The organism is Pseudomonas sp. NPDC090755 (genome assembly GCF_044769005.1).
Classification (GTDB): Bacteria; Pseudomonadota; Gammaproteobacteria; order Pseudomonadales; family Pseudomonadaceae; genus Aquipseudomonas.
In genome coordinates, this window is sequence record NZ_JBIVXC010000002.1 from 369,357 (window position 1) to 395,446 (window position 26,090).

The window sequence follows — 26,090 nt, forward strand, 5'->3', positions numbered from 1 at the left end:
CGGGGTTCGGTGGATCAATGATGCTCGCGGGTCGCGCGGAATTTCACATCCGGCCAGCGTTCTTCCATCAACGACAGGTTGACCCGGGTCGGCGCCAGGTAGGTCAAGTGACCACCGCCGTCGATGGCCAGGTTCTCCATGGCCTTGACCTTGAATTCCTCGAGTTTCTTCTTGTCGTCGCAGCTGATCCAGCGCGCCGACCAGACAGTGATCGGCTCGTAGGCGCACTCGACCTTGTACTCTTCCTTCAGGCGGCTGGCGACCACATCGAACTGCAGCACACCGACGGCGCCCAGAATGATGTCGTTGCTGCGTTCGGGGAAGAACACCTGGGTCGCGCCCTCTTCGGCCAGCTGTTGCAGGCCCTGGCGCAGTTGCTTGGACTTGAGCGGGTCTTTCAGGCGCACGCGGCGGAACAGCTCCGGGGCAAAGTGCGGAATCCCGGTGAAGCCCAGGCTCTCGCCTTCGCTGAAGGTGTCGCCGATCTGGATGGTGCCGTGGTTGTGCAGGCCGATGATATCGCCCGCCCAGGCTTCTTCCAGCTGTTCACGCTCGGAGGAGAAGAAGGTCAGCGCATCGCCGATGCGCAGGTCCTTGCCGGTGCGCACGTGACGCATCTTCATGCCCTTCTCGTAGCGGCCCGAGCAGATGCGCATGAAGGCGATACGGTCGCGGTGCTTGGGGTCCATGTTCGCCTGGATCTTGAACACGAAACCGCTGAACTTCTCTTCGGTCGGCTCCACGCTACGCTCGTTGGCTTCACGCGGCAGAGGACGCGGCGCCCAGTCGACCACGGCGTCCAGAACATGGTCGACACCGAAGTTGCCAAGGGCGGTACCGAAGAACACCGGGGTCAGCTCGCCGCGCATGAACTCGTCCTGGTCGAATTCGTGGCAGGCGCCCTGGACCAGTTCCAGTTGCTCGAGGAAGCGCCCGTACTCGTCGCCCAGGTGGGCGCGAGCCTCGTCGGAGTCGAGCTTCTCGATGATCTTCACCTCGGTACGCTCGTGGCCGTGGCCCGGGGTGTAGACGATGATGTAGTCACCGGCCAGGTGGTACACGCCCTTGAAATCGCGGTAGCAACCGATCGGCCAGGTGATCGGCGCGGCCTTGATCTTCAGCACCGCTTCGATCTCGTCGAGCAGTTCGATCGGGTCGCGGATGTCACGGTCGAGTTTGTTGATGAAGCTGACGATTGGCGTATCACGCAGGCGGCAGACGTCCATCAGGGCGATGGTCCGTGGCTCGACCCCCTTACCACCGTCGAGCACCATCAGCGCCGAGTCGACCGCGGTCAGGGTGCGGTAGGTATCTTCGGAGAAGTCTTCGTGGCCCGGGGTGTCGAGCAGGTTGATCATGTGCTCGCGATAGGGGAACTGCATCACCGAGGTGGTGATGGAGATACCACGCTGCTTCTCCATCTCCATCCAGTCGGAGGTGGCATGGCGGTCGGACTTTCGCGATTTCACAGTACCGGCTACCGAGATAGCCTTGCCCATCAGGAGGAGCTTTTCGGTGATGGTGGTCTTACCCGCATCCGGGTGGGAGATAATGGCAAAAGTGCGGCGCTTCGCGACTTCGGCGGCCTGGTTGGTCATGGGAAATCGCCTGGCAGGTGATTAAAAAAGGGCCAGGATTATACCCGAAATTGACAAATGACCAAAGTCACCCCAACCGGACCACCGCTACCGCCAGGATTGCCCGGGCTCAATGATCGTCGAGCAGCTCTTCGCCCAGATCAACGATGTCCAGGCTGAGTTGCAACAAGGGTCCGCCAGCAGTGGCCGCGTAACAGTGCCAGTAGTCTCCCGCCTGTTCGCGCCCGCGGGCACACAGCGCAATGCTGTCAGGTGTGAGGATTTCGATGGAGTCCACCGTGCCGATTTTCAGATCGCGTCCGATGTCTGTGGAATTTTCGCCATCGAAGGTTGTAACTCTCCACAGCCGTTGCAGATCATTTTCTTCATCGTCCATTTTCACATAGCCGTTCGCACTGAGCCACGCATGACGATAGGCCGGGTGCATGTCACGTCCCGTCCTGCGACTCCAGGACTGAATATCGAAGAAACGCGCGGAGCTCGCCTGGTCCTCGAAACAGCGAAACCAGAAGCGATGGGGCTCTCGCTGCGCAAACGAAGTGACAGTCAACCAATCGGCTGCCCGGCGCATTGGCTTCCCCTCTTTCAACGCGACTTCTCCACAATCCAGATAACCCTCGAAGCCCGGGGTATGGCATTGCACGAATGCAATAAACGACTGCTCCTTATTGAACACAAGCATGGTGATTGCTCCCTTCTCAGAGTGCCCTTAGAGGCGGATAAAGGCTGGCCTTCCTGACCAGACCCGGGACCAATACTATCCATTGCAGTCGCCTGCGAATGCCTGGAAGCAGCCCCCCTTTGCTCACACAACACTGGCCAAATACCGCTTCAGATGGGAACCTTCACCTCAGTGGAGGCGTCCACTTCCCTGCAACACACCCGGTCATGACCGCTGGTCAGGGTTCGTTTCACCTGCAAAAAGAAGCCTGACGAGGCTTCGCTTATGGCGTGTTCCGCTCCGTTTCGGACACCACGCTGCTTATCGCGATCACACTGCCTGCCACCTGGAATGGTGGCCGCCACGGGAGTGTGTTCGCCGACTACAAAAGGAGTCCGCCTGTGGCTATACGCTATGGCAAGGGGCTGATGGGATGTGCCTTTGTGCTCGTCATCCTGGCCCTGCTGATCCACTGGATCGGCATCGATACGATCGCGCACTACCGCGCCGATCTGTGGTTCTACCTGCAAGCGCACCTGATGCTGGTGCTGCTCTCGATGGTGGCGGCCCTGGCCGTGGGCATACCCGCTGGCATTGCCTTGAGTCGACCACACCGGGTCGACCGCGCCGAACGTTTCATGCAGTGCTTCAACATTGGCAACACCATCCCGCCCCTGGCCGTCCTGGCCATTGCCCTGAGTTTCCTGGGCATCGGCGCAGGTCCCGCGATCTTCGCGTTGTTCCTCGCCTCCCTGCTGCCCATTGTGCGCAACACCTACGAGGGCCTGAAAAGCGTTCCCGCCTCGCTCAAGGAAGCCGCCACCGGTATCGGCATGACGCCGCGCCAGTGTCTCTGGCAGGTCGAGTTGCCCAATGCCGTGCCGATCATCGTCGGCGGTGTGCGGGTGGCCCTGGCAATCAACGTCGGCACTGCACCGCTGTCGTTCCTGATCGGCGCCAACAGCCTGGGCAGCCTGATTTTCCCCGGCATTGCCCTGAACAATCAGCCGCAACTGCTGCTCGGCGCTGCCTGCACCGCCCTGCTCGCCCTGCTGCTTGACGCCCTGGTGGCCCAAGGCAGCCGGCGTTGGCTCGAACGCGGCCTGGCCCGCTAAGCGAAGGAATTCCCATGAAAAGAATCGCCTTGTTACTGGGCGCGGCCCTGCTGTTCTCCGGATTTGCCCAGGCGCTGGAAAAACCCGTGATTCGCCTCGGTGCACGGGTCTTCACCGAACAGACGGTGTTGGCCGAAATCACCGCCCACTACCTTAATCAGAACGGCTTCGACGTCCGCATCACCGGCGGCCTGGGCAGCAACCTGGCCCGTAGCGCCCATGAAACCGGCCAGCTGGACATGGTCTGGGAATACACCGGGGTGTCACTGGTGTCCTACAACCATATCGACGAGCGCATGCCCAGCGCCGCGGCCACCTATGCCAGGGTCAAGGAACTGGATGCACAAAAGGGGCTGATCTGGCTGGCCCCTTCCAGGTTCAGCAACACCTACGCCCTGGCCCTGCCGCGCAAGGTCGCCGAGCAGTACCCGCAGGTGAACAGCATCAGCCAGTTGAACCAGGTACTGCGCAACGAGCAGGACCGCGACCATGTACTGGCCCTGGACACCGAGTTCGCCAACCGCCCCGACGGCCTGGTCGGGCTCACCCAGACCTATGACCTGCACCTGACCCGCCGCAACATCCGCCAGATGGACGCAGGCCTGGTCTACACCGCCCTGCGCAACGGCCAGGTGTTCAGTGGCCTGGTCTACACCACCGACGGTCGCCTGAGCGCCTTCGACCTGAAGCTGCTCGAAGACGACAAGCACTACTTCCCCGACTACACCGCGGCACCCGTGGTACGCAAGGAAGTGCTCGACGCCCACCCGCAACTGGCCAGCCTGCTCAAGCCACTGGCCGAACAGCTGGATGATGAAACCATGCGCCAGCTCAATGCCAGGGTCGACGTCGAACACCAGAGCCCGGGCAAGGTCGCCGCCGACTACCTGCGCCAGCATCCACCTGCACAGGAGCTGCCATGAACATGCTCGATACCTTCGCCCATCTGGACTGGGCCCAGGTGCTGCACCTGACCTGGCAGCACATCACCCTGGTCGGCACCGCCGTGAGCCTGGCGATTCTGTTCGGCGTGCCGCTGGGCATCCTGATGACCCGCTTCCCGGTCCTGGCCGGCCCCCTGCAGGCCAGCGCCACGGTGCTGCTGACCATTCCCTCTATCGCCCTGTTCGGCCTGCTGTTGCCGTTCTATTCCAAATTCGGCCAGGGCCTGGGGCCCTTGCCGGCCATCACCGCCGTGTTCCTCTACTCACTGCTGCCGATCCTGCGCAACACCTACCTGGCGCTGACCAATGTAGAGCCCGGCATTCGTGAAGCGGCGCGCGGCATCGGCATGACCTTCGGCCAGCGCCTGCGCATGGTCGAGTTGCCCATTGCCGTGCCGGTGATCCTCGCTGGCGTGCGTACCGCGGTGGTGATGAACATCGGTGTCATGACCATTGCCGCGACCATCGGCGCCGGCGGCCTTGGCGCACTCATCCTGACCTCCATCAGCCGCAGCGACATGTCGATGCTGCTGGTCGGCGCCTTGCTGGTGAGCCTTTTGGCCATCTTCGCCGACCTGCTGCTGCAAACCCTGCAACGAGCCCTGACCCCGGAAGGACTGCGTAAATGATCGAACTCCAGAACCTCAGCAAGACCTTTCACGCCAACGGCAAGGACGTCAAAGCCGTCGACTCCATCAGCCTGACCGTCAACGAAGGCGAAATCTGCGTGTTCCTCGGCCCGTCCGGATGCGGCAAGAGCACCACGCTGAAAATGATCAACCGCTTGATCACGCCCACCTCCGGCAAGGTGCTGATCAACGGTGAAGACACCACCGGCCTCGACGAAGTCACCTTGCGCCGGCGCATCGGTTATGTGATCCAGCAGATCGGCCTGTTCCCCAACATGACCATCGAGGAGAACATCACCGTGGTCCCGCGCCTGCTTGGCTGGGACAAGCACAAATGCCACGAGCGCGCCCGCGAACTGATGAGCATGATCAAGCTCGAGCCCAAGCAGTACCTGCAGCGCTACCCGCGCGAGCTGTCCGGTGGCCAGCAACAGCGCATCGGTGTGATCCGCGCCCTGGCCGCCGAAGCACCGTTGTTGTTGATGGACGAGCCGTTCGGTGCGGTCGACCCGATCAACCGCGAGATGATCCAGAACGAGTTCTTCGAGATGCAGCGGGCGCTGAACAAGACAGTGATCATGGTCAGCCATGACATCGACGAGGCCATCAAGCTGGGTGACAAGATCGCGATTTTCCGCGCCGGCAAGCTGATCCAGATCGACCATCCGGACACCCTGCTGGCCCATCCTGCGGATGACTTTGTCAGCCACTTCGTCGGCCAGGACAGCACCCTCAAGCGCTTGCTGCTGGTACGTGCCGAGGACGCTGCCGACAATGCGCCGTCGGTAAGCCCGCAAACACCGGTGCATGAGGCCCTGGAGCTGATGGACGAGCATGACCGCCGCCATGTGGTGGTCACCGACGGGCAGAACAGGGCAAAAGGTTACGTGCGCCGTCGCGACCTGCATCGCCAGCAAGGGACCTGCGCCGACTTCCTGCGCGACTTCAATGCCACCGCCGCCCACGACGAACACCTGCGCATCCTGCTGTCGCGGATGTACGAGTTCAATCGGTCGTGGTTGCCGGTACTGGATGCCGGGCAGGGTTTTCTCGGTGAGGTGACTCAGGAGTCGATTGCCGCCTACCTGAGCTCGGGACGCTCCCGCGGGGGCAAGACCAGCATCGTGTCGCCGGCTGAGGCGTTGGCCTGAAGCAGGAGTACATCGCGGGGCAAGCCCGCTCCTACCGGGGCAGGAGCGGGCTTGCCCCGCGAAAGACTCAGAACCCTACACTGGCCTGCACATAGAAAGTACGCGGCTCACCCAGGTAGAGCCCCGCATTGTTGTCGCTGGAGCGGGTGTAGTACTGCTTGTCGAAGATGTTCTTCACCCCCGCCGCCAGCTTCAGGTTCGACAGCTGCGGACCGAAGTCATAGCCACCACGCGCCGCCCAGGTCACGTAACCCGGGATGTCGCCGAACTGGCCATCGGCACTCGGCTCGGTGATGTAGTTGCCGTTGAAGCTGCCGTCGGCGTTCATGCCGGTACCCGGAGCGCGCTGTTTCGACTGGGCGAAGGCATCCAGGTTCCAGGTCCAGCGATTGACCTGGTAACGCAACCCGGCATTGGCCACCTGGCGCGAGTAGAACGGCAGGTCACGGCCCTTGAAGCCCGGGATCTCGCCTTCATAGGTGGCGCGGGTGTAGGTGTAGGTGGCATTGGCGCTCAGGCCCTGCAGGCGTGGATCGAGGCCCGACAGGTCGTAATGCATGGACGCTTCGATACCCTGGTGCTTGGTGGCGCCCAGGTTGGTCCAGCCGATATCGTTGCTGATGTACTGCAGCTCGTCGTCAAAGTCGATGTAGAACGCCGTCAGCTCGCCGCCCCAGGTGCCGTTGTTGTAACGGGTACCGACCTCATAGGTCTTGGCCTTCTCCGGCTCCAGGCCATTGGCGGGCTCGTCACCGATGCCCCCCTGGCCCAGCTGGAAGTACTGCAGGCTGCCGAACGAGGTCTCGTAGTTGGCGAACAGCTTCCACTCATCGGACAGGTGATACATCACGCTCAGCGCCGGCAGCGGCTCGTTGCTGGTGATGCTGCGGTTCTTTTCCTGGACCGGAACGCCGTTGGTGCCCCGTACCGGCCGCTCGTGCCAATCGGTGTTGATGTGCTCGAAGCGGATGCCCGGGGTGATGGTCCAGTTACCGACATCGATCTTGTCATCGATGTAATAGGCACTGGCCTCGGTGCCACCAGTACGGTCCTGGAACACGTGGCCGTCGGAGGTCGGGGTCTGGGTCGGCACATTGTTGATCAGCGCCAGGCGGCTCGACTGCTCGTGCATCGCTTCCTTGAGGTAGCGATAGCCGACGCTGACTTCCTGGGTGGTGGGGCCGGCGAAGAAGATTCGCGACAAGCGCGGCTCGATGGCGAAGGTGTGGTAATTGCGCGGGTACGACGACAGGGTCTTCTGGTCGCGGGCGGCGATGGTGCTGCCACGGAAGCTGTCGGTGTAGTAGGTCTGGATCTCGAACTGGGTGACGTCGTCGATCTGGCGCAGGTACTTGAAGGACACATCCTTGCGACGGCCGCTGAAGTCGTCGTAGTCGCGGTCGGACTGGTAGGGGTCCTCATCGAACTGCGCCTGGGTCAGGCCACCGGGCATGTCGGCCTTGGCATCGTAGTAATGGAAGTTCAGCCAGAACTCGTCACTGTCGGTGACCGCCCAGTGGGTCTTGAGCAAGACGTCGTCGATATCGTTATCGTTGTTGCTGCTGCGATAGCCGTTGCCATTCACACCGGAATACAGCAGTGCAGCGCCCAAACCATTGTCGGCGGTGCCGCCGAGAAAGGCAGACTCGATATGCTTCCAGCCGCCATGACGGGACGTTTCCATCGTGGTGGACAGCTCGCCGGTGGCCTTTTCCGGAATCGCCCGGGTCACGAAGTTGATCACCCCGCCGACGTTCTGCGGTCCATAGCGCACCGAACCGGCACCGCGCACCACGTCGATGCTGTCGAGGTTGCCAGAGGAAATCGGCGCCATGGACAACTGCGGCTGGCCATAGGGAGCAAAGGCCGCCGGGATACCGTCGATCAGCACGGTGGAGCGTGGCGACAGCCGCGAGGTCAGGCCGCGTACACCGACGTTCAGGGCGATATCGCTGCCGCCAGTGCCGTTGGAATCCTGCACCTGCACACCGGGCACACCGCGCAAAACATCACGCACGTTCATCGCGCCCTGCTCGATCATCGCTTCTCGACGCACCACGGTGCGCGCGCCGGGATGGTTCTGCACCACGGTCTCTTCGGCGTTGCCCAGCCAGTCACCGACCACCTTGACGTCGGTCGGCGCCAGCTCAAGGCTGCCGGTGTTCAGGGTGCCGGCAGTTTGCGCAGGCTTGAGCACCACGGTGCCCTGGGAAATCTCGTAGGTCAGCCCGCTACCCTGCAACAGGGTCTGCAGCGCCTCCTCCGGCGCCAGCGTGCCGGACACCGCCGGGGCCTGTTTGCCGGCCACCAGTTCCGGGCTGAAGAACAGTTGCAGCGACGTCTGCTGCCCCAACTGGCTCAAGGCCGATGCCAGCGGCTGGGCCTGGATCTGGATCTGGGTCACGGCCTGATCGGCGTAGCTGCTGGCAATACCGCCACTGACGGCCAGGGCCAGGGCCAGCGGCAACCAACGGGAGCGGGAGGCGGAACGCGGGGAAAACTTGTTGTTGTTCACGTCGTCGAGAAATCCTGAAAGTCCGGATAAAAATGCCATCTGCATGCAAATGGAAATGCTTGGCAGTTGCAGTTGGCCAGGAAGACGAACAACTGAAAAAAAACCTGAATTTATTTTGCGATTATTTCGCTGGAGCCATCGCCGTGGGTCTTGATAGCCACTGGCAGGATGCTTGGCAGGGCGCGCAGCAGCGCATCGGTGTCGTCACTGCTGAAGGTGCTGCTCAGGCGCAAGGCCGCCACTTTGCCCGGCGCCACCCGCAAGGGCTGGGCGCGGTAACGCGAGACTTCCTCGACCACCTCGCTCAGCGGGGCGTCGTTGAACACCAGCTTGCCTTTGCGCCAGGCGGTGAGCGCTGCGGCGTCCACCGCATAGGGCGTGGCGACCTTGCCCTGGGCGTCGATCTGCGAACCCAGCCCGGCAGTCAACAGCGCCTGGCTCGCATCACGGCCTTGCACCTTGACCGAGCCCTGCTCCACCGCCACCCGGGTACGGGTCGGATCCAGGCGCACATCGAAGCGGGTGCCGGTGACCGTGACCGTGCCATTGCCGGCCCTGACCACGAAGGGACGTGAGGTGTCGTGGGCGACGCTGAACATCACCTCGCCCGCCGTCAGTTCGATACGCCGCTGGCCGGCACTGAAGTCGACCTTCAGCGCCGTGCGCCCGTTGAGTTCCAGGTGTGAGCCGTCCGGAAGTTCGAGCTGGCGTCGCTCCCCCAGCGCCGTCTGTAGCTGGTCCTGGTAATTGAGCTGCTGGTGCTGCCAGCCGAACCAGCCAAGCCCCACGGCGGCGACCGCTATGCCCGCGGCCAGCGCCTGGCGAACAAAACGCCGGCGTGGCAACTGTTCTACCGGATCGGCCTGGCACAGTGCTTCCAGGCGTTCACGCGGGAGCACATCGGCCGCTCGCCACAGGCGGGCGAGCTGATCGTATTCGTGCTGGTGTTGAGGATGCTGCGCCAGCCAGGCTGCGAGCTCGGCCTGCCGGGCGTCGGCCAGCACACCGTCACAGGCACGGGCAAACCACTGCGCCGCCTGTTCGCGCACAGTTTCGTTACCACAAGGGCACGCCTGCTGATTCATGAAATCATTCGCCTGACTCATCTCGTCGACACATCCAGGTGCTCACGCAGATGCCGGAGCGTGCGGATCATATACTTTTCGACCATGTTCTTGGTCAAGCCCATGCGCTCGGCGATTTCCGCCTGGGTCAGCCCTTCGAGTTTCTGCCAGATGAACACCCGACGGCAATTGAGCGGCAGTTCGGCCAGTGCGCGTTCGACACTGTCGGCCAGCTCGATGGCATGCATGTAGGCCTCCGGGTCGCCGCTGGCGTTACTCTGTGCATCGAAGGCGTGCTGCTCCAGCGACTGTCGGCGGTCTTCACGACGGTAGCCATCGACGGCAATATTGCGTGCGGTCTGGTGCAGGTAGGCGCGGGGCTGTTCGACGCCGGTTTGTTCACGGTTTTCCAGGACCCTGACAAAGGCGTCATGCGTCAGATCCTCAGCCTGCTGACGACTGCGCAACTTGCGCGTCCAGGTGCCGATCAGCTCGTGATAGTGGTCGAGGAAGCCTTTGTGTCCAGACACGATGCGCAGGTCTACAGGTAGGCGATGAAAGAAGCGCGAATAGTAATGTTTCTTATTAAGCTCGGCAATCGACCTGAAGGTCAGCCGACGACTTGCACAATCGGGCAAAGTCGTGACAATCCGCGCAGTCACTACGAGGCAGGCACAGCATGAAGTCCCCCGGCGGCATACTGCTGACAGGTATCGAACTGGACCGCACCAGCAGCGTTCCGCTCTATCGTCAGTTCTACCTGCAGGTCCGCAAGCAGATCCTCGGCGGCCACCTGCCTGGCGGCACGCGCCTGCCCTCGACGCGCACCTTGTGCAAGGAACTTGGCCTGTCGCGGATCACCCTGCTCAATGCCTACGACCAGCTCACCGCCGAAGGCTTCCTGGCACCACGCAGCGGCGCCGGCACCTACGTCGGCGACGAGTGGGAAGGTCGTGACAGCACGGCCGATGCACCACGCAAACCACCACGCCTTTCGAACCTCGGACAGGCCATGCATTCACTGCGCAGCGAGCATTTCGGCGGGGTCTCCTATGCCGCCTGGGCGCCCGAGTGTCCGACCTCCTTCCTGCCCAGCCATCCCGCCTACGACGCATTCCCGATGCCGGTGTGGAAGCGTCTGATCAATCGCCATCTGCGCCAGCCGACCAAGGCGCTGCTCGGCTATGGCGAACTGAAGGGGTTGCTGCGCCTGCGCGAAGCGATCGTCGACTACCTGTTCGACGCCCGTGGCATCGATTGCACGGTGGACCAGGTGGTGATCGTCTCCGGCGCCCAACAGGCGTTCAACATCCTCGGCATGCTGCTGCTCGATCCGCAGGATGGCGTGTGGATGGAAGACCCCGGGCACATCGCCGCACGTATCGCCTTCCAGGCCCAAGGGGGGCGCCTGGTGCCGCTGCGCATCGACGACCAGGGCATCGACGTTCAGCAAGGCCTGCGTGAGTGCCCGGATGCGCGGCTGGCCTTCACCACGCCGTCTCGCCAACATCCGCTGGGCACCACCATGAGCTACAGCCGTCGCCTGGAGCTGATCGACTGGGCGGGGCGTGGTCATGGCTGGATTGTCGAGGACGACTGCGACAGCGAGTTCCGCTACGTCGGCCGGCCATTACCGGCACTCTTCGCCATGGACCCGTGGGAGAAAGTGATTTACGTCGGCACCTTCAGCAAGGTGCTGTACCCCTCGCTGCGCCTGGGCTATGTGATTTTGCCCGAGGCGCTGGTCGAGCCCTTCTGCGCCATTCGTGCAGTGATGGACCGCAGCCCGTCCACCCTGCACCAGGCCACAGTGGCGGACTTCATGATCGAGGGGCATTTCCTCAGCCACATCCGCCGCATGCGCTCGCTCTATCAGGAGCGCCAGGCCAGCCTGCTGGAGCAACTGCAGCGCCACCTCGGCGGATTCCTGCGGGTCGCACCGGTGGAAGCGGGCCTCCATTTGCTCGGCTGGCTGGATGAGCAGGCCGACGATGACGCCATTGCCCTGGGCCTGTCCCGGCAGCAGATCTACACCTACGCCCTGAGTGATTACTGTCTCAAGCGCTACTTGCCACCGGGTCTGCTGATCGGCTTTGCCGGCACACCGCAACAACAGGCGGCCGAGAAGGTCGAGGCCCTGGCCCGTGCCCTGGAAAGCCTCGGATTCCAGCGATGAGAAGCCAGCGGCAAAGTGGTCATAACAATTAAAAAATAATGGATATATCGATAGAGCCATTCTGGAGCGATAAAGGTGCCGCCACCCCACCTGGCACCTTTATCAGGAATAACAAGAATGAACGCTATCCAGTCCCGCTTCGCGGCCCTGCTGAGCCACAATGCCAGCGGCGAAGCCCCTCCCCCGTTGATGACCCCAGCACTGGCCGCTCGACTGCTCGAACGCCTCGACGCTATTCGACTGTTCAGCCATGGCTACCCGTTGCTGACCAACCTCACCCACCTCAAGCTCAAGCCCCAGGACCTGCTCGACTTCGCCTACAGCCACGAGATGCAGGGCCTGAGCCTGCACCTGCTGGACGGTGAAGAAAACAGCCTGGCCCGGATGACGCCAGAACAGCTCCAGGCCTTCGCCGACAAGGCGCGCACCCAGGGCCTGGAGGTGCATCTGGAAATCAGCAGCACCCGCCGCGAAGACGTCGACCAGGTCGTCGCCATCGCCCGTGCCATCGGCACCCGCAACATTCGTGTCTACTCGCGCTACGAGGGGCACCTGTCGCGAGTCATGGCTTTGATCGAGGACGATCTGCGCTACCTCGGTGAACTGGCCGACCGTTACGACCTGCACTTCGACTTCGAGCAACACGAAGAACTCAAGAGCTTCGAAATCGCCGAGTTGCTGCGCAAGGTCGGCAATCCGCGACTCAATGCCCTGTTCGATTTCGGCAACATGATCAATGCCTGCGAACAGCCACTGCCGGCACTGCGGGCGCTGGCGCCACACATTCGGCAGGTTCACCTCAAGGGCGTGCGCATCGTTCCCGAGCACAATGGCTTCGGCCACTACGGCGTACTGCACGGCAGTGCCGACGACGACCTGCCCGGTGCGCGCATGCTGTTCGAGTTGCTGATGCTCGGTGATCAGGCACCCCAGGTGGTCGCCTTCATCATGGAACAGGAGAACCACTACATCGCGCCGGCCTTCCGCCAGTCCGACGAAGCACAGGACCCCTTCATCGCCTACCGGGAAATGAGCGAAACCGCCATCCCGCCCGGCTACACCGTCGAACGCATGATGGCCGACGAACCCCGCTGGGCCAACAACCAGATCCGCCATGTGCGCGGGCTGCTCACCGAACTGCGCGTGCTGGCCGAACTCACCCTGGCCCAAGCGCAGCTGACCAACGCCTGACCCACATTCGCCGGCAGACGGCATTTCAACCTGGATTCTGTGGAGAAAAACAATGACAGCACAGGCTAAATGGCTTCGTTTCCTCGTCCTCGTCCTTGGGGGTGGCACCATCTACAAGCTGGCCAGCCTCAAGGATGCCTTCTACATTCCCATGCAGGAACACATGGGGCTGAGCCATACCCAGATCGGCACACTGCTCAGCGCCAACGCCATCATCGCCACCGCACTGTTCGTGCTCGGCGGCTTTCTGGCGGACCGCTTCGACACCCGCAAACTGATTCCCCTGGGCCTGATCGGCACCGGCAGCCTGGGCCTGTACCTGGCGACCTTCCCCGGCTACAACGAGATGCTACTGGTGTTCTGCCTGTTGGCCGTGTGCGCCGACTGCATCTATTGGCCCGCCCTGCTCAAGGCCGTACGCAACCTGGGTAACGACAACGAACAGGGACGCATGTTCGGCTTCCTCGAAGGCGGCCGCGGGGTTGTCGATACCCTGGTGGCCTTCTCCGCGCTTGGCGTGTTCATCGCCATGGGTTCCGGTGCCGCGGGCCTGAAGTCGGCCATCCTGTTCTATTCGGCGGTCGATATCGGCGCCGGCCTGCTCACCTGGTTCCTGCTCAAGGAAAACAAGAGCACCGCGGCCAGCACCCAGACCATCGGCCTGGCCGGCCTGCTCGAGGCAGTGCGCCTGCCGGGCATCTGGCTGGTCAGCCTCAACGTGTTCATGGTTTACGTCGTCTACTGTGGCCTGACCTACTTCATTCCCTACCTCAAGGACATGTATCAGTTGCCGGTGGCCCTGGTCGGCGCCTACGGCATCATCAACCAGTACTTCCTCAAGGTGCTGGGCGGCCCTGCCGGTGGTTTCATCGCCGACAAGGGTTTCAAGAGCACCAGCCGCTACCTGAAGTGGGCATTCCTCGCGCTGTTGCCGGCAATGGCGCTGATCCTGATGATCCCCAAGGGTGAAAGCTTCATCTTCGCCGGCATGGCCGCCACCCTGTCGTTCGCACTGATCGTGTTCACCATGCGCGGCGTGTTCTGGGCGCCAATGAGCGAAGTGGGGATTCCCTCGCGGATCACAGGCTCGGCCTTTGGCATCGGCTGCCTGATCGGTTATGCACCGGGCATGTTCGCCTATGTCATCTATGGCGCCATCCTCGACAGCTTCCCGGGAGAACAGGGTTACACCTATGTCTTCAGCCTGATGAGCGGCCTGGCGGTGGTCGGCTTCCTGGTGTCCAGCCTCCTCCACCGCTCCGTACGCAAGCGCATCGAAGGCTTGCCAGACGCGGCCCTGGCCCAGGCTTGACCGCAGCGCCACTGGATGAGGTTCAGCCGGCCCAGGGATACCTGTCGCCGGCTGACATTTTTCATCCGTTCGGAGCGCTGCGGCAGGCGGAAAAAAATATGAACGGCAACGCCGGATTCCCAACCTGCGACAGGAAATCAAAACGGTGTGAATCAGTTCATTTCGGCGCTAAATCCGCACATATTTCAGCCCCTGGCCGGAATACGCCATTTTTCACGAGATCCCTGCGCATACCGGTATTTTTAACGCTTTTGCCATCAAAATGAACATCTACTGTTTACCTGGGTCAGTTGTAGCGTGACTGCAAAACACGGAGCGACGGACGTGTGCAAAATCGCGACATTTTTTGTTGATCTTGAGCCCCTCAGGTCCTAAAGTTCGCGCCGAACGTCCATGCTGGAAACGATCCATCCGGCTCAAGTACTGACGACGAGACAGCAAGGTCACCCGTAGCTCGCTTTATCACGCACGGTTGACCTTTTTGCTTTCGGCGACATGCCTTGGGAAGTAGGCGAACCAAAGTGGGGATACGGAGGGCGTTCAGTTGCAGCCACTTATTTTTTCAGTTTGCCCATGGAGTCCCTAAGCATGTCGATTCAGGTCGAAGACTACTTCGCGCGCGATACCTTTCAGAAAATGAAGGCGTTCGCCGACAAGCAAGAAACCCCGTTCGTGCTGATCGACACCCAGATGATCAGCCAGGCCTATGACGACCTGCGCGCCGGTTTCGAATTCGCCAAGGTCTACTACGCGGTCAAGGCCAACCCGGCCGTCGAGATCATCGACCTGCTCAAGGAAAAAGGCTCGAGCTTCGACATCGCCTCGATCTACGAGCTGGACAAGGTGCTGGGCCGCGGCGTGAGCCCCGATCGCATCAGCTACGGCAACACCATCAAGAAGTCCAAGGACATCCGCTACTTCTACGAGAAGGGCGTGCGCCTGTATGCCACCGACTCCGAAGCGGACCTGCGCAATATCGCCAAGGCTGCACCGGGCTCGAAAGTCTACGTGCGCATTCTCACCGAAGGCTCCACCACCGCCGACTGGCCGCTGTCGCGCAAGTTCGGTTGCCAGACCGACATGGCCATGGACCTGCTGATCCTGGCCCGCGACCTGGGCCTGGTGCCGTACGGCATCTCCTTCCACGTCGGCTCCCAGCAACGCGACATCAGCGTCTGGGACGCGGCCATCGCCAAGGTCAAGGTGATCTTCGAGCGCCTGAAGGAAGAAGACGGCATCGAGCTCAAGCTGATCAACATGGGTGGCGGCTTCCCGGCCAACTACATCACCCGGACCAACAGCCTGGAAACCTACGCCGAGGAAATCATCCGCTTCCTCAAGGAAGACTTCGGCGACGACCTGCCGGAAATCATCCTCGAGCCAGGCCGTTCGCTGATCGCCAACGCCGGCATCCTGGTCAGTGAAGTGGTGCTGGTGGCACGCAAGTCGCGTACTGCGGTCGAGCGCTGGGTCTATACCGACGTGGGCAAGTTCTCCGGCCTGATCGAAACCATGGACGAGTCGATCAAATTCCCGATCTGGACCGAGAAGAAAGGCGAGATGGAAGAAGTCGTGATCGCAGGCCCGACCTGCGACAGCGCCGACATCATGTACGAGCACTACAAATACGGCCTGCCGCTGAACCTGGCCATCGGTGACCGCCTGTACTGGCTGTCCACCGGTGCCTACACCACCAGCTACAGCGCGGTGGAATTCAACGGCTTTCCGCCGCTGAAGGCCTACTACCTGTAAGCACCGAAACGGCCGCCGCGAGGCGGCCTTTTCATTTCGGGGTACAACGTCAGGCTCTAAGGATTCTCACGGCACTGAATTGAAGGATATCTGCCTGGGCTGTCTGGGTATTGAGCATCTTCACGCCCTGTGTTTCATAGACGCCAACCCGCTCCCCATCAGCATTTCGAAAATAGAAGTCCAGTGGGTTGATTCCATCCCAAGGATTGATGAGTTCCAGCTTGAACGCCGGCTGCTCCTCGCTGTAGAACCCCAGATAGCCATTGCGACTAACGCCCAGGTGCTTACCGTGCCAGCGCTCGTTGTCGCTTACAGCGCTGACGGCATAATGGATCCGGTCCGCTCGGGTTTCCCGATAATCAAAACGAAACCTGATAGCCTGAAGCACATGGTCATCGCGATCATTTCCCATAATCGCCAACCATCCACTCCAGGGAACCGGGGTTACATTCGGGGAACGGGGCGTGACACCGATACGACCGGGATAACCAGACGTACGACTGTGAAGTTCTGCGACGAAGCTGCTCCGAGTTGGGTCAAACATGATCGACCTCCTTGTCGAATAAAGGAAAACCTCATCGCGGACACACCAGCCCGCGACGCCTCATGCTATGGCACTGCCGGCATCGATAGCAGCGGGTTTCGATTCCCCGGTTTCAAGGTATTCCAGACGCTTGCGATAAGCCTGAGCGAGGGCACCCAACGCTTGGGATCCCGACACTTCCAACTGACGTGTGGCAACGCGAAGAAAATTAAGGTTGCCTCCAGTCAATGCGCGATTGAACCAATCCTGCGCCTGTTCGAGCGCTCCCGACTCAAACAACACTGTGGCAAAACTGAACTGTCCACGAAAATCCCCCGCTTCGGCTGACCGCCGATACCAGGTATGCGCCAGCTCGATGTCGGCACGACAGGCAACGCCCTGCTCAAGGTAGCGACCAACCAGATTCATTGACTTGGCATGCCCCAAATCAGCTGCCTGCTGATAGCAGCCCAGTGCAGCGGCATGATCCTGCCCGACACCCCGGCCGGTGGCCAACAGATTGGCGTAGTTGTACAAGCCCCAGTCCAGCCCCAGAGCGGCGGCTTGCCGATAATGTTGCGCTGCGATTTCCAGGTTCTGCGGGCCTCCCCAGCCGTGTTCAAGACTACGGCCCAGCATGTTGTGCCCCATCGGATGCCCGTTACGGGCAGCGATTTCAAACCACTGTCGGGCCAGACGCGGATCCTGCTCGATGCCTCGCCCATCCAGCAGGATCTGCCCGAGCAGTACCTGTGCCTCGACGACTCCCTGCCCCGCCGATGCAAGAATTGCCTGGGCTGCCTTGCCCGGGCTGTGCTCAAGCATTTTCGACAGTTGGTCGGTGTCCACCAGTTCTTTGCGCGACAACCTGAAGCTCACGACTTATACCTCAACCCAACGACGCAACAAGTTGTGGTAAGTACCGGTCAGCTGGATCAGTGCCGGATGCTCTGGCACGTCGGCAGTCAGTTGCTGGATGGCGTTGTCCATTTCAAAGAGCAAGGCGCGCTGGCTGTCCTCGCGCACCAGGCTCTGGGTCCAGAAGAACGCGGCGTAACGTGCGCCACGGGTGACCGGGTTGACCTTGTGCAGGCTGGTGCCCGGGTACAGGACCAGGTCGCCCGCGGCCAGCTTGACCTGCTGCAGGCCATAGGTGTCCTGGATGACCAGCTCGCCGCCGTCATAGTCTTCGGGATTGCTCAAGAACAAGGTCGACGACAGGTCGGTGCGCACCCGCTCGTGGCTGCCACGGGGCTGGCGCAGGGCGTTGTCGATGTGGAAACCGAAATTGCCACCCTCGCGATAGCAGTTGATCAGTGGTGGAAAGACCTTGTGCGGCAGCGCCGCCGACATGAACTGCGGGTGCTGCCACAGGCGCTCGATCAACGCCGTGCCGATTTCCTTGGCCAGCGGATGCCCTTCGGGCAACTGCAGGTTGTGCTTGGCCTTGGCCGACTGGTAGCCCGCCGTGATCTTGCCGTCGGCCCATTCGGTTTGCTCCAGGGCCTGGCGGATGCGCTGGACTTCCTCTGCACAAAACAGCCCGGGGATGGTTAGCAGCATGGCACGGACACCTGAAAGCGGAAAAGACGTCAATGATATTGATTCCCATTGACCTACCACAAGCCCTTTCCTCCGGGTGCGACGTTTCAGCACAAGGAAACCGTAGAAACAAATTGTAAAGATTGTAAATTTATTGCGAATAGCAATTCATCTCAATTGTTACTCATATTTGTTTACATTATATTTCGCGGCCTTGAAATCCTGGGGAAGGGGACCACCATGCCGCGTCACTACGTGCCAACCGCTGTCAGTTCACCACGCTTGCTTGCCTCCGCCATCGGTGTGGCTATCACTGCCACCTCCGCCGGCCACCTGGCCTACGCCGCTGAAGCGGAGCCTGCCAAGGACGGCACGATTGCCCTGGACGCGACCAGCGTGACCGGCCAGGCTGATGCCAGCACCGACTACAAGGTCGAACGCGCCGCATCGCCCAAGTACACCGCGCCGCTGGTAGACACCCCTCGCTCCATTACCGTGATTCCGCAACAAGTGCTCAAGGACACCAATGCCCTGACGCTGCAGGACGCCTTGCGTACCGTGCCAGGCATTACCTTCGGCGCCGGTGAAGGCGGTAACCCGCAGGGCGACCGTCCGTTCATTCGCGGCTTCGATGCCCAGGGCGACACCTACCTGGACGGCGTGCGCGACACTGGCGCCCAGACCCGCGAGATCTTCGCCGTGGAGTCGGTGGAAGTCAGCAAAGGCCCGAACTCGGCCATCGGCGGTCGCGGCGCAGCTGGCGGCACCATCAACCTGGTCAGCAAGCGCGCGCACCTGGGCAACTCCTTCGACGGTGGTTTCACCTGGGGTTCCGACCAGACCCAGCGCTACACCCTGGACGGCAACTACCAGTTCACCGAAAACGCTGCCGGCCGCCTGAACCTGATGAGCCACGAAAGCAACGTTGCCGGTCGCGACAAGGTCAACTACGACCGCTGGGGTATCGCTCCGTCGCTGGCCTTCGGCCTGGGCACCCCGACCCGGGTCAACCTCGACTACTACCACCTGGAAAGCGACGACCTGCCGGATTCGGGCATCCCGTACAGCATTCCGACCTCGGGCAGCGCTGGCCGCACCTCGGCCAACCCGGACAAACCGATCGATGGCGGCGACAGCAGCAACTTCTACGGCCTGACCGACCGGGACTTCCGCAAGACCCGCGTCGACATCGCCACCTTCGCCATCGAGCACGACCTGACCGACTCGCTGACCGTGAAGAACACCCTGCGCCACGGCAATTCGATGCAGGACTACATCCTTACCCAGCCGGACGACTCCAAGGGTAACGTCAATAACGGCAGCGTCTGGCGTCGCATGAACAGCCGTGTCGGCAACACCGCTACCACCACCAACCAGACCGACCTGTTCGGCGACTTCTATGTGGCCGGGTTCAAGAACAGCTTCTCCACCGGCGTCGAGTTCAGCCGCGAAGAAAGCGATCGTTCTTCTTACAACGTCAACACCGACACCACCCCATCGTCGCCGGGCAACGCCAGCACCAACTGCACGCCGGCCATGATCGGCGCCAGCAGCGGCTACAACTGCACCTCGCTGAGCAACCCGAACCCGGACGATCCGTGGAACGGCGCCATCTCGCGCAACTACGCCGGCACCGACACCAACAGCAAGACCCGCGCCATCTACGCCTTCGACACCCTCGAGCTGTCGCCTGAGTGGCTGCTGAACATGGGCCTGCGCTACGACCACTTCGACACTGACTACAAAACCTTCAACGCCGCCGGTACCACCACCGCCAAGGGCAGCGATGTCAGCGAGTTCTTCACCGGTCAGTTGGGCCTGGTCTGGAAACCGGCTGAAAACGGCAGCATCTATGTCTCCTACGCCACCTCGGCGACCCCTCCGGGCGCCATGCTCGGCGAAGGCACCGAAGGCAACCCGCTGCCAGGCACCCCGGACCGCAACGGCAACCTGCTGAGCAGCGATCTGGAACCGGAAGAAACCACCAACTACGAAATCGGCACCAAGTGGGACCTGCTCGACCAGCGCCTGTCGCTGACCGCTGCCCTGTTCCGCACCGAGAAGGAAAACGCCCGGGTCCAGACCAACACCCTGACCTACGAGAACGTCGGAGAAACCCGCGTCGAAGGCATCGAGTTGTCGGCCAGCGGCAAGATCACCGACAAATGGCAGGTCTTCGCCGGCTACACCTACATGGAAGCACGCCAGATCGACGGCGGCCCGCTGGGCAAGGCCAACGATGGCAACCAGCTGCCTAACACGCCGAACAACAGCGCCAGCCTGTGGACCACCTACAGCCTGACGCCGAAGCTGACCATCGGCGGCGGCGCCTTCTACACCGATGAGGTCTACGGCAGCGTGGCCAACACCACCATGGTCGACAGCTATGTCCGCTACGACGCCATGGCCAGCTACAAACTGACCAAGAACGTCGATCTGCAACTGAACGTACAGAACCTGACCGACGAAACCTACTACGACAAGGCCTACTCGACTCACTTCGCCAACCAGGCTGCCGGGCGCACTGCCCTGCTGACCACCAGCGTCCACTTCTGAGGTCGCTGACTGACAAGCCCCGGTCATTTCGATGACCGGGGCTTTCGTGTATCAAGGCATAATGCGCGTCGCATTCGCATTTGCGACCAAACAAGGTGATCGATGTGGTGAAGAAATCCCTGTTTCAACTGCACTGGTTCTTCGGGATCACAGCAGGCCTGGTACTGGCCCTGATGGGCATCACCGGCGCCATCTGGTCGTTCCAGGATGAGCTGCTGGAGTTGTTCAACCCCGACGTGCTGAGCGTTGAGGTGCGCCAGGAGGGTGTGCTGCCAATGCCTGAGCTGGTGCGCAGGATCGAGGCCGAGCAAGGCGACAAAGTCGCCATGCTCTGGGTCAAGCCGCGCAGCGACAAGGCCGCACGGGTGTTCTTCACCCCGCCTCCCGGTGAGCGCCGGGGCTTGATGCGCTATGCCGATCCCTACACCGGCAAACTGCAGGGCGACGTCGCGGGCCAGGGCTTCTTCGACCTGATGCTGCAACTGCACCGCTTCCTGGCCATGGGCGATACCGGTCGGCAGATTACCGGTGCCTGTACCCTGATGCTGGTTTTCTTCTGCCTCTCCGGTCTTTACCTGCGCTGGCCGCGCAAGGCCTTGAACTGGCGCACCTGGTTGACCCTGGACTGGGCCAAGAAAGGCCGTGCCTTCAACTGGGACCTGCATGCCGTGGCCGGCACCTGGTGCCTGCTGTTCTATCTATTGTTCGCCCTCACCGGCCTGTTCTGGTCCTATGAGTGGTACCGCGAAGGCCTGAACAAACTGCTCGCCGACGGCCCCGCCGCAGGCCAGCAGCACAAGCGCGGCGAAGGCCGCGGTCGCCCAGGCGGGGCCCCCGACAAGAACGCCAAGCCGCTGGTGGTCGACTACGACGCCATCTGGAGCAACCTGCAAACTGCCGCAGGCCCCGGCATGACCAGCTACAACCTGCGCCTGCCTCCTGCTGGCGGGCAGCCGGCGACCCTGTTCTACCTGCTTGAAGGGAGCGAACACGAGCGCGCCCTCAACACCCTGACCATCGACCCGGCCACCGGCCAGGTGAAAAAGCATGAGCGCTATGCCGACAAGTCGTTCAAGGCCCAGTTACTGGCCAGTGTCTACGCCCTGCATGTCGGCAGCTATTTCGGCCTGACCGGGCGCATCCTGCTGACCATCGCCAGCCTGACCATGCCGCTGTTCTTCATCACCGGCTGGCTGCTCTACCTCGATCGCCGGCGCAAGAAACGCCAGGTACGCGCCGCACGCAGCAACCTGGCGCCATCGAGCGACCAGGGCAAAGGCTGGCTGGTGGGCTTTGCCAGCCAGAGCGGTTTTGCCGAACAACTGGCCTGGCAGAGCGCCGGCCAGTTGCAGGCAGCCGGCTTGCCGGTGCAGGTTCGCCCGCTGGCCGAGCTGACCGAAAAGGATCTGCACCAAGCCGAGCGGGCCCTGTTCGTGGTCAGTACCTTCGGCGACGGTGAAGCACCGGACAGTGCCCGTGGTTTCGAACGCAAGGTGCTCGGCCAGCCCTGGGCCCTGGACCAACTGAACTACGCCCTGCTCGCCCTGGGTGATCGCCAGTACCCGCACTTCTGCGGCTTTGCCCGTCGCCTGCAGGCCTGGCTCGGCGAGCGCGGCGCCACAAGCGCCTTCGCTGCGGTGGAAGTCGACAGCGCCGACCCGGCCGCCTTGCAGCACTGGCAGCAACAGCTGGCGCAGTTGACCGGCAGCACCGCTCCAGCGGCGTGGAAAGCACCGACCTTTGCCAACTGGACACTGGTCAAGCGCGAGCTGATGAACCCGGGCAGCCAGGGTTCACCCGTCTACTTGCTGGGTCTCAAGCCCCAGCAGCCCGCGCACTGGGAAGCCGGCGACCTGGTGGAAATCCTGCCACGCAACAGCGCTCATAGCCTTGAGCAGTTCCTCAGAGGCCTGGGGCTGCAAGGTGATACAGCGGTTCAGGTCGAAGGCTTGCAGGAAAGCCTGCTGCAGGCTCTGGCCAGCCGCCAGCTGCCCAAGAGCCGCGAACACCTGGTCGGGCTGCACGCCCAGGCACTGGTGGATGCGTTGATTCCGCTGGCGGCCCGGGAATACTCGATTGCCTCGATCGCAAGCGACGGCGTCCTGGAACTGATCGTTCGCCAGGAACGCCACCCGGATGGCAGCCTGGGCCTTGGCTCCGGCTGGCTGACCGAGCACCTGGCTGTGGATAACAGTATCAGCCTGCGCCTGCGTCGCAACAGTGGCTTCCATCTCCCGGCGCCCGCCACGCCGATGATCCTGATCGGCAACGGCACCGGGCTCGCCGGGTTGCGCAGCCTGCTCAAGGGGCGAATCGTGACCGGCGAACAGCGCAACTGGTTACTGTTCGGTGAGCGTAACCAGGCGTGTGACTTCCTTTGCGCGGATGAGCTTCAGGGCTGGCAGCGCAGTGGCCACCTGGCTCGGCTGGACCTGGCGTTCTCCCGCGATCAGAGCCACAAGGTCTATGTGCAGGATCGATTGCGTGAACAGGCCGCGCAACTGCGGCACTGGCTGGATCAGGGCGCGTCGATCTATATCTGCGGCAGTTTGCAGGGCATGGCCAGTGGCGTGGATGAAGTGCTTGACGAGGTGCTGGGGACTGCCGAGGTCGAGCGGCTGATCGAGCTGGGACGGTATCGGCGCGACGTCTACTAGCGGTACCGCGATGGGGGAAGGTTGAATCAACCTCCCCCATACGTCGTTCCTTGCATGTCTGCTCAGTCAATCACAGGAGCCTGATGTCCTTGAGTTTGAAGGTTAAAATAACGCCATCGTTTCCAGGTGCGGCATTCAGGTACTCTTTGTCTTGCCAAGGCTGATAAGCTGCCACTCGATAACCTTCATCGTCACGCAAGTGGATATTCACCTGTTCGGCCCCTTGGACAGTACCATCCCACTTGTCGAGCAATTCGACCTTCCAGAACGATACCTTGGTGAACTGGGCAAACGCCCAGTAAATCGGACTGATATGACTTAGAATCTTATCCGTCCTGGAAACCCCATACAGCCCCAGATAACCATTTTTACTACGTCCCAGCTTCCCCCCCAGAAAACCGTCGTAATCCGTGGCACAACTAACATCGTAGTGTGCCCGCGCGCCCACCGTTTCCTTGTAATCAAAGCGCAACCTGATGGGCTGCCCCTTGAAACACAACCAGCCATCCACTGCAGCGGTTGCCAGTTCGCCACCTCCGGTTGAGATGCAAATCTGTCCCGCACGCGATGCCTCGGTGCAATGCAACTCGGCGGTAAAGCTACTGTTGATCATGAATCCTCCTGCTCACGGCATTTCGTTGGTACTGCTGAATGAGCCATGAGCATGGAGGACGCAGGTTTACCGAGGACAGCCTGAAAACTTTCCGTTGAGTGCTAATGCAATTCGAAAATGTCAGCGTCCAGGTTGGCCGGAAAACGCGCACGGTAGGCCGCCAGATCCGCTGAGTTCAAGACTGCCGTGAACACCCCGTCGGCTTCACCGGCGCTCAGCAGGCTCTCGCCCTGGAAGTCCAGCACCTGGCTGTCACCGGTATAGGCAAAGCCCTTGCCGTCAGTACCCACGCGGTTCACTGCCGCCACATAGCACAGGTTTTCAATACCCCGCGCCGGCAACAGGCGGTTCCAGTGCTGGCGGCGGGCGGCGGGCCAGTTGGCGGTGTACAGCAGCAGGTCGGTGTCCTGGGCGTCGCGGCTCCACACCGGAAAACGCAGGTCGTAGCAAATCAATGGCCGTACCCGCCAGCCCTTGAGCTCGAACTGCACCTGACGATCGCCCGGAGTGTAGTGCTTGTGCTCACCGGCCATGCGGAACAGGTGGCGTTTGTCGTAGAACAGGATCTCGCCATCGGGCCGGGCCCATAGCAGGCGGTTGCGGTGGCTGCCGTCGGCGGCCTGGATGATCACGCTACCGGTGATCACCGCATCGATTTTTTTGGCCTGGCTCTTGAGCCATTTGTAGGTCGGCCCGTTTTCCGGCTCGGCCTGGCTCTCGGAATCCATGGTAAAGCCGGTGGTGAACATCTCCGGCAGGATGATCAGATCGGCACCACGGGCCTGCTCCAGCAAGCCTTCGAAGTGATCGTAGTTGGCCTGGCGGTCCTGCCAGGCCAGGGTTGTCTGCACCAGGGCCACTTTCAGGTTGGGCAGGGCACTCAGATCGCGCATAGCTTCTCCGCTGCCTGACGCAGCGTCTCCTCGCGTTTGGCAAAACACAGGCGCACCAGGCGCTGTTCGGGAATGGGTTGCTGGTAGAACACCGACACCGGAATGGTCGCCACACCGTGCTCCCGGGTCAACCACAGCGACATCTCGACATCATTGAGGTCCGGGCGGATGGCCGAGTAGTCGACCAGCTGGAAGTAGGTACCCGCCGTGCGGGTGAACTGGAAGCGTGATGGCACCAGCAGGTCGCAGAACAGGTCGCGCTTGGCCTGGTAGAACGCCGGCAGCTCTTCGACATGTTCGGGATGCTCGGCCATGAAGTCGGCCAGTGCCCATTGCAGCGGCGTCACGCCGCAGAAGTTGACGTACTGGTGGACCTTGCGCAGTTCGGCACTGAGGGCCGGAGGCGCAACCACGTAACCGGTCTTCCAGCCGGTGACGTGATAGGTCTTGCCGAACGAGCTGACCACGAACGCGCGAGCATACAGCGCTTCATGGGCCAGCACGCTGGCATGGCGCACGCCATCGAACACCAGGTGTTCGTAGACCTCGTCACTGACCAGGTAGATGTCCCGCCCGGCGATCAGCGCAGCCAGCTGGTCCAGATCTTCGCGACTGATCACCGCACCACTTGGGTTGTGCGGCGAGTTGAGGATGATCATGCGCGTGCGCGGACTCAGGGCATCGCTGAGCTTCTGCCAGTCGATGGCGAACTGCCCGTCGGTGAGCTGCACATGCACGCAGCGCCCGCCTGCCAGTTCCACTGAAGGCTCGTAGCTGTCATAGCAGGGGTCGAAGACAATCACTTCGTCACCGGCGCGGATCACCGCATGGATCGCACAGAAGATCGCTTCGGTGGCACCGGGGGTGATCGTGACTTCGTGATCGGCATCGACAGTGACGCCGTAGCTGCGGGCAATCTTGCTCGCCACCTGCTGGCGCAGGGCGGGCAAACCGGTCATCGGGCAATACTGGTTGTGTCCGGCACTGACATGCCGGCCGACCGCATCGAGCAGCGCCTGGGGGCCGTTGAAGTCGGGAAATCCCTGGGACAGGTTCAAGGCGCCGGTTTGCGCGGCGAGCTGGGACATGGTGGTAAAGATGGTGGTGCCGACGTTCGGCAACTTGCTGCTGATCATGGAGCCCTCTTTCCTGCAGAACTATCCGGCGGTCGGAAACCGAGCATAGCGGATTGAGGGGT

The 26,090-nt window shown here is 61.8% G+C and carries 21 protein-coding genes; 10 read left to right on the plus strand and 11 right to left on the minus strand.

Annotation, left to right across the window (positions count from 1 at the left end):
• Positions 1–14: 14 nt before the first annotated feature.
• Positions 15–1,598: a peptide chain release factor 3 gene (locus tag ACIQUS_RS05555; RefSeq protein ID WP_403043904.1), complete on the minus strand. Its 1,584-nt coding sequence runs from the start codon at positions 1,596–1,598 to the stop codon at positions 15–17.
• Positions 1,599–1,707: 109 nt separating this feature from the next.
• The gene (locus tag ACIQUS_RS05560) at positions 1,708–2,280 is read right to left on the minus strand and encodes a hypothetical protein (RefSeq protein WP_403043906.1); all 573 of its coding nucleotides are present in this window, start codon (positions 2,278–2,280) and stop codon (positions 1,708–1,710) included.
• A gap of 407 nt (positions 2,281–2,687) precedes the next feature.
• On the opposite strand from ACIQUS_RS05560, the gene ACIQUS_RS05565 reads away from it, so the two are divergent.
• From ACIQUS_RS05565 to ACIQUS_RS05580, 4 genes are read left to right on the plus strand one after another with little or no spacing between them, the layout of a single operon-like run.
• Positions 2,688–3,374 carry an ABC transporter permease gene (locus ACIQUS_RS05565; RefSeq protein ID WP_403044621.1) on the plus strand — a complete coding sequence of 229 codons (687 nt, stop codon included), beginning with the start codon at positions 2,688–2,690 and terminating at the stop codon, positions 3,372–3,374.
• 14 nt (positions 3,375–3,388) lie between these two features.
• Positions 3,389–4,297, plus strand: coding sequence for a glycine betaine ABC transporter substrate-binding protein (locus tag ACIQUS_RS05570; protein WP_403043909.1), 909 nt, complete (start codon positions 3,389–3,391; stop codon positions 4,295–4,297).
• Positions 4,294–4,947, plus strand: coding sequence for an ABC transporter permease (locus tag ACIQUS_RS05575; RefSeq protein WP_403043911.1), 654 nt, complete (start codon positions 4,294–4,296; stop codon positions 4,945–4,947). Before ACIQUS_RS05570 ends, ACIQUS_RS05575 begins: the two co-directional genes overlap by 4 nt.
• Positions 4,944–6,098 (plus strand): betaine/proline/choline family ABC transporter ATP-binding protein, encoded by a 1,155-nt coding sequence (locus ACIQUS_RS05580; RefSeq protein WP_403043914.1) that lies wholly within the window; start codon positions 4,944–4,946, stop codon positions 6,096–6,098. Before ACIQUS_RS05575 ends, ACIQUS_RS05580 begins: the two co-directional genes overlap by 4 nt.
• A 67-nt stretch (positions 6,099–6,165) precedes the next feature.
• Here the strand turns inward: ACIQUS_RS05580 and ACIQUS_RS05585 are convergent, their stop codons facing one another.
• From ACIQUS_RS05585 to ACIQUS_RS05595, 3 genes are all read right to left on the minus strand, one after another.
• Positions 6,166–8,613, minus strand: a complete 2,448-nt coding sequence (locus ACIQUS_RS05585; protein WP_403043916.1) for a TonB-dependent siderophore receptor — start codon at positions 8,611–8,613, stop codon at positions 6,166–6,168.
• 110 nt (positions 8,614–8,723) lie between these two features.
• A complete protein-coding gene (locus ACIQUS_RS05590; protein ID WP_403043919.1) occupies positions 8,724–9,698 on the minus strand; it encodes a FecR family protein in 975 nt (324 codons plus the stop codon).
• 17 nt (positions 9,699–9,715) lie between these two features.
• On the minus strand, positions 9,716–10,207 hold the full coding sequence (locus tag ACIQUS_RS05595; protein WP_403043921.1) for an RNA polymerase sigma factor: 492 nt from the start codon (positions 10,205–10,207) through the stop codon (positions 9,716–9,718).
• Between the two features lie 149 nt (positions 10,208–10,356).
• Between ACIQUS_RS05595 and ACIQUS_RS05600 the strand changes: the two genes are divergently transcribed.
• The 4 genes from ACIQUS_RS05600 to ACIQUS_RS05615 all read left to right on the plus strand — a co-directional run bounded on the left by ACIQUS_RS05600 (position 10,357) and on the right by ACIQUS_RS05615 (position 16,108).
• Positions 10,357–11,853: a PLP-dependent aminotransferase family protein gene (locus tag ACIQUS_RS05600; protein WP_403043923.1), complete on the plus strand. Its 1,497-nt coding sequence runs from the start codon at positions 10,357–10,359 to the stop codon at positions 11,851–11,853.
• A gap of 117 nt (positions 11,854–11,970) precedes the next feature.
• Positions 11,971–13,044 (plus strand): sugar phosphate isomerase/epimerase family protein, encoded by a 1,074-nt coding sequence (locus tag ACIQUS_RS05605; RefSeq protein ID WP_403043926.1) that lies wholly within the window; start codon positions 11,971–11,973, stop codon positions 13,042–13,044.
• A gap of 52 nt (positions 13,045–13,096) precedes the next feature.
• The gene (locus ACIQUS_RS05610) at positions 13,097–14,356 is read left to right on the plus strand and encodes a nitrate/nitrite transporter (protein ID WP_403043928.1); all 1,260 of its coding nucleotides are present in this window, start codon (positions 13,097–13,099) and stop codon (positions 14,354–14,356) included.
• A 588-nt stretch (positions 14,357–14,944) separates the two neighbouring features.
• Complete coding sequence (locus ACIQUS_RS05615; RefSeq protein WP_403043930.1) at positions 14,945–16,108, plus strand: type III PLP-dependent enzyme; 1,164 nt, start codon at positions 14,945–14,947, stop codon at positions 16,106–16,108.
• A gap of 49 nt (positions 16,109–16,157) precedes the next feature.
• Here ACIQUS_RS05615 and ACIQUS_RS05620 read toward each other — a convergent pair whose 3' ends face one another.
• The 3 genes from ACIQUS_RS05620 to ACIQUS_RS05630 are packed head-to-tail and all read right to left on the minus strand — an operon-like array spanning position 16,158 to position 18,194.
• Positions 16,158–16,652 (minus strand): hypothetical protein, encoded by a 495-nt coding sequence (locus tag ACIQUS_RS05620; protein ID WP_403043932.1) that lies wholly within the window; start codon positions 16,650–16,652, stop codon positions 16,158–16,160.
• A gap of 60 nt (positions 16,653–16,712) precedes the next feature.
• Positions 16,713–17,510: a tetratricopeptide repeat protein gene (locus ACIQUS_RS05625; RefSeq protein ID WP_403043935.1), complete on the minus strand. Its 798-nt coding sequence runs from the start codon at positions 17,508–17,510 to the stop codon at positions 16,713–16,715.
• 3 nt (positions 17,511–17,513) lie between these two features.
• Entirely contained in the window at positions 17,514–18,194 is a 681-nt protein-coding gene (locus ACIQUS_RS05630) for a Fe2+-dependent dioxygenase (protein WP_403043938.1), read from the minus strand.
• Between the two features lie 219 nt (positions 18,195–18,413).
• Here ACIQUS_RS05630 and ACIQUS_RS05635 point away from each other — a divergent pair, with 219 nt between their 5' ends.
• Both ACIQUS_RS05635 and ACIQUS_RS05640 read left to right on the plus strand, forming a co-directional pair.
• Positions 18,414–20,729, plus strand: a complete 2,316-nt coding sequence (locus ACIQUS_RS05635) for a TonB-dependent receptor (RefSeq protein ID WP_403043941.1) — start codon at positions 18,414–18,416, stop codon at positions 20,727–20,729.
• A 104-nt stretch (positions 20,730–20,833) separates the two neighbouring features.
• On the plus strand, positions 20,834–23,386 hold the full coding sequence (locus ACIQUS_RS05640; protein ID WP_403043944.1) for a PepSY domain-containing protein: 2,553 nt from the start codon (positions 20,834–20,836) through the stop codon (positions 23,384–23,386).
• Positions 23,387–23,456: 70 nt separating this feature from the next.
• Here ACIQUS_RS05640 and ACIQUS_RS05645 read toward each other — a convergent pair whose 3' ends face one another.
• The 3 genes from ACIQUS_RS05645 to ACIQUS_RS05655 form a co-directional block, all read right to left on the minus strand.
• Entirely contained in the window at positions 23,457–23,999 is a 543-nt protein-coding gene (locus ACIQUS_RS05645) for a hypothetical protein (RefSeq protein ID WP_403043947.1), read from the minus strand.
• 101 nt (positions 24,000–24,100) lie between these two features.
• Positions 24,101–24,892 carry an amidohydrolase gene (locus ACIQUS_RS05650; RefSeq protein ID WP_403043950.1) on the minus strand — a complete coding sequence of 264 codons (792 nt, stop codon included), beginning with the start codon at positions 24,890–24,892 and terminating at the stop codon, positions 24,101–24,103.
• Positions 24,880–26,028 carry a pyridoxal phosphate-dependent aminotransferase gene (locus ACIQUS_RS05655; RefSeq protein ID WP_403043952.1) on the minus strand — a complete coding sequence of 383 codons (1,149 nt, stop codon included), beginning with the start codon at positions 26,026–26,028 and terminating at the stop codon, positions 24,880–24,882. The genes ACIQUS_RS05650 and ACIQUS_RS05655 overlap by 13 nt, the downstream gene beginning before the upstream one ends.
• Between the last annotated feature and the right edge of the window lie 62 nt (positions 26,029–26,090).

Excerpts from the sequence above, each read along its gene's own strand:
- ACIQUS_RS05630 (WP_403043938.1), bottom strand. The coding sequence starts at position 18,194 with ATGCTGCTAACCATCCCCGGGCTGTTTTGTGCAGAGGAAGTCCAGCGC.
- ACIQUS_RS05610 (WP_403043928.1), top strand. The coding sequence starts at position 13,097 with ATGACAGCACAGGCTAAATGGCTTCGTTTCCTCGTCCTCGTCCTTGGG.
- ACIQUS_RS05570 (WP_403043909.1), top strand. The coding sequence starts at position 3,389 with ATGAAAAGAATCGCCTTGTTACTGGGCGCGGCCCTGCTGTTCTCCGGA.
- ACIQUS_RS05580 (WP_403043914.1), top strand. The coding sequence starts at position 4,944 with ATGATCGAACTCCAGAACCTCAGCAAGACCTTTCACGCCAACGGCAAG.
- ACIQUS_RS05650 (WP_403043950.1), bottom strand. The coding sequence starts at position 24,892 with ATGCGCGATCTGAGTGCCCTGCCCAACCTGAAAGTGGCCCTGGTGCAG.
- ACIQUS_RS05605 (WP_403043926.1), top strand. The coding sequence starts at position 11,971 with ATGAACGCTATCCAGTCCCGCTTCGCGGCCCTGCTGAGCCACAATGCC.
- ACIQUS_RS05655 (WP_403043952.1), bottom strand. The coding sequence starts at position 26,028 with ATGATCAGCAGCAAGTTGCCGAACGTCGGCACCACCATCTTTACCACC.
- ACIQUS_RS05575 (WP_403043911.1), top strand. The coding sequence starts at position 4,294 with ATGAACATGCTCGATACCTTCGCCCATCTGGACTGGGCCCAGGTGCTG.
- ACIQUS_RS05620 (WP_403043932.1), bottom strand. The coding sequence starts at position 16,652 with ATGTTTGACCCAACTCGGAGCAGCTTCGTCGCAGAACTTCACAGTCGT.
- ACIQUS_RS05615 (WP_403043930.1), top strand. The coding sequence starts at position 14,945 with ATGTCGATTCAGGTCGAAGACTACTTCGCGCGCGATACCTTTCAGAAA.
- ACIQUS_RS05560 (WP_403043906.1), bottom strand. The coding sequence starts at position 2,280 with ATGCTTGTGTTCAATAAGGAGCAGTCGTTTATTGCATTCGTGCAATGC.
- ACIQUS_RS05565 (WP_403044621.1), top strand. The coding sequence starts at position 2,688 with ATGGGATGTGCCTTTGTGCTCGTCATCCTGGCCCTGCTGATCCACTGG.
- ACIQUS_RS05645 (WP_403043947.1), bottom strand. The coding sequence starts at position 23,999 with ATGATCAACAGTAGCTTTACCGCCGAGTTGCATTGCACCGAGGCATCG.
- ACIQUS_RS05600 (WP_403043923.1), top strand. The coding sequence starts at position 10,357 with ATGAAGTCCCCCGGCGGCATACTGCTGACAGGTATCGAACTGGACCGC.
- ACIQUS_RS05555 (WP_403043904.1), bottom strand. The coding sequence starts at position 1,598 with ATGACCAACCAGGCCGCCGAAGTCGCGAAGCGCCGCACTTTTGCCATT.
- ACIQUS_RS05635 (WP_403043941.1), top strand. The coding sequence starts at position 18,414 with ATGCCGCGTCACTACGTGCCAACCGCTGTCAGTTCACCACGCTTGCTT.
- ACIQUS_RS05590 (WP_403043919.1), bottom strand. The coding sequence starts at position 9,698 with ATGAATCAGCAGGCGTGCCCTTGTGGTAACGAAACTGTGCGCGAACAG.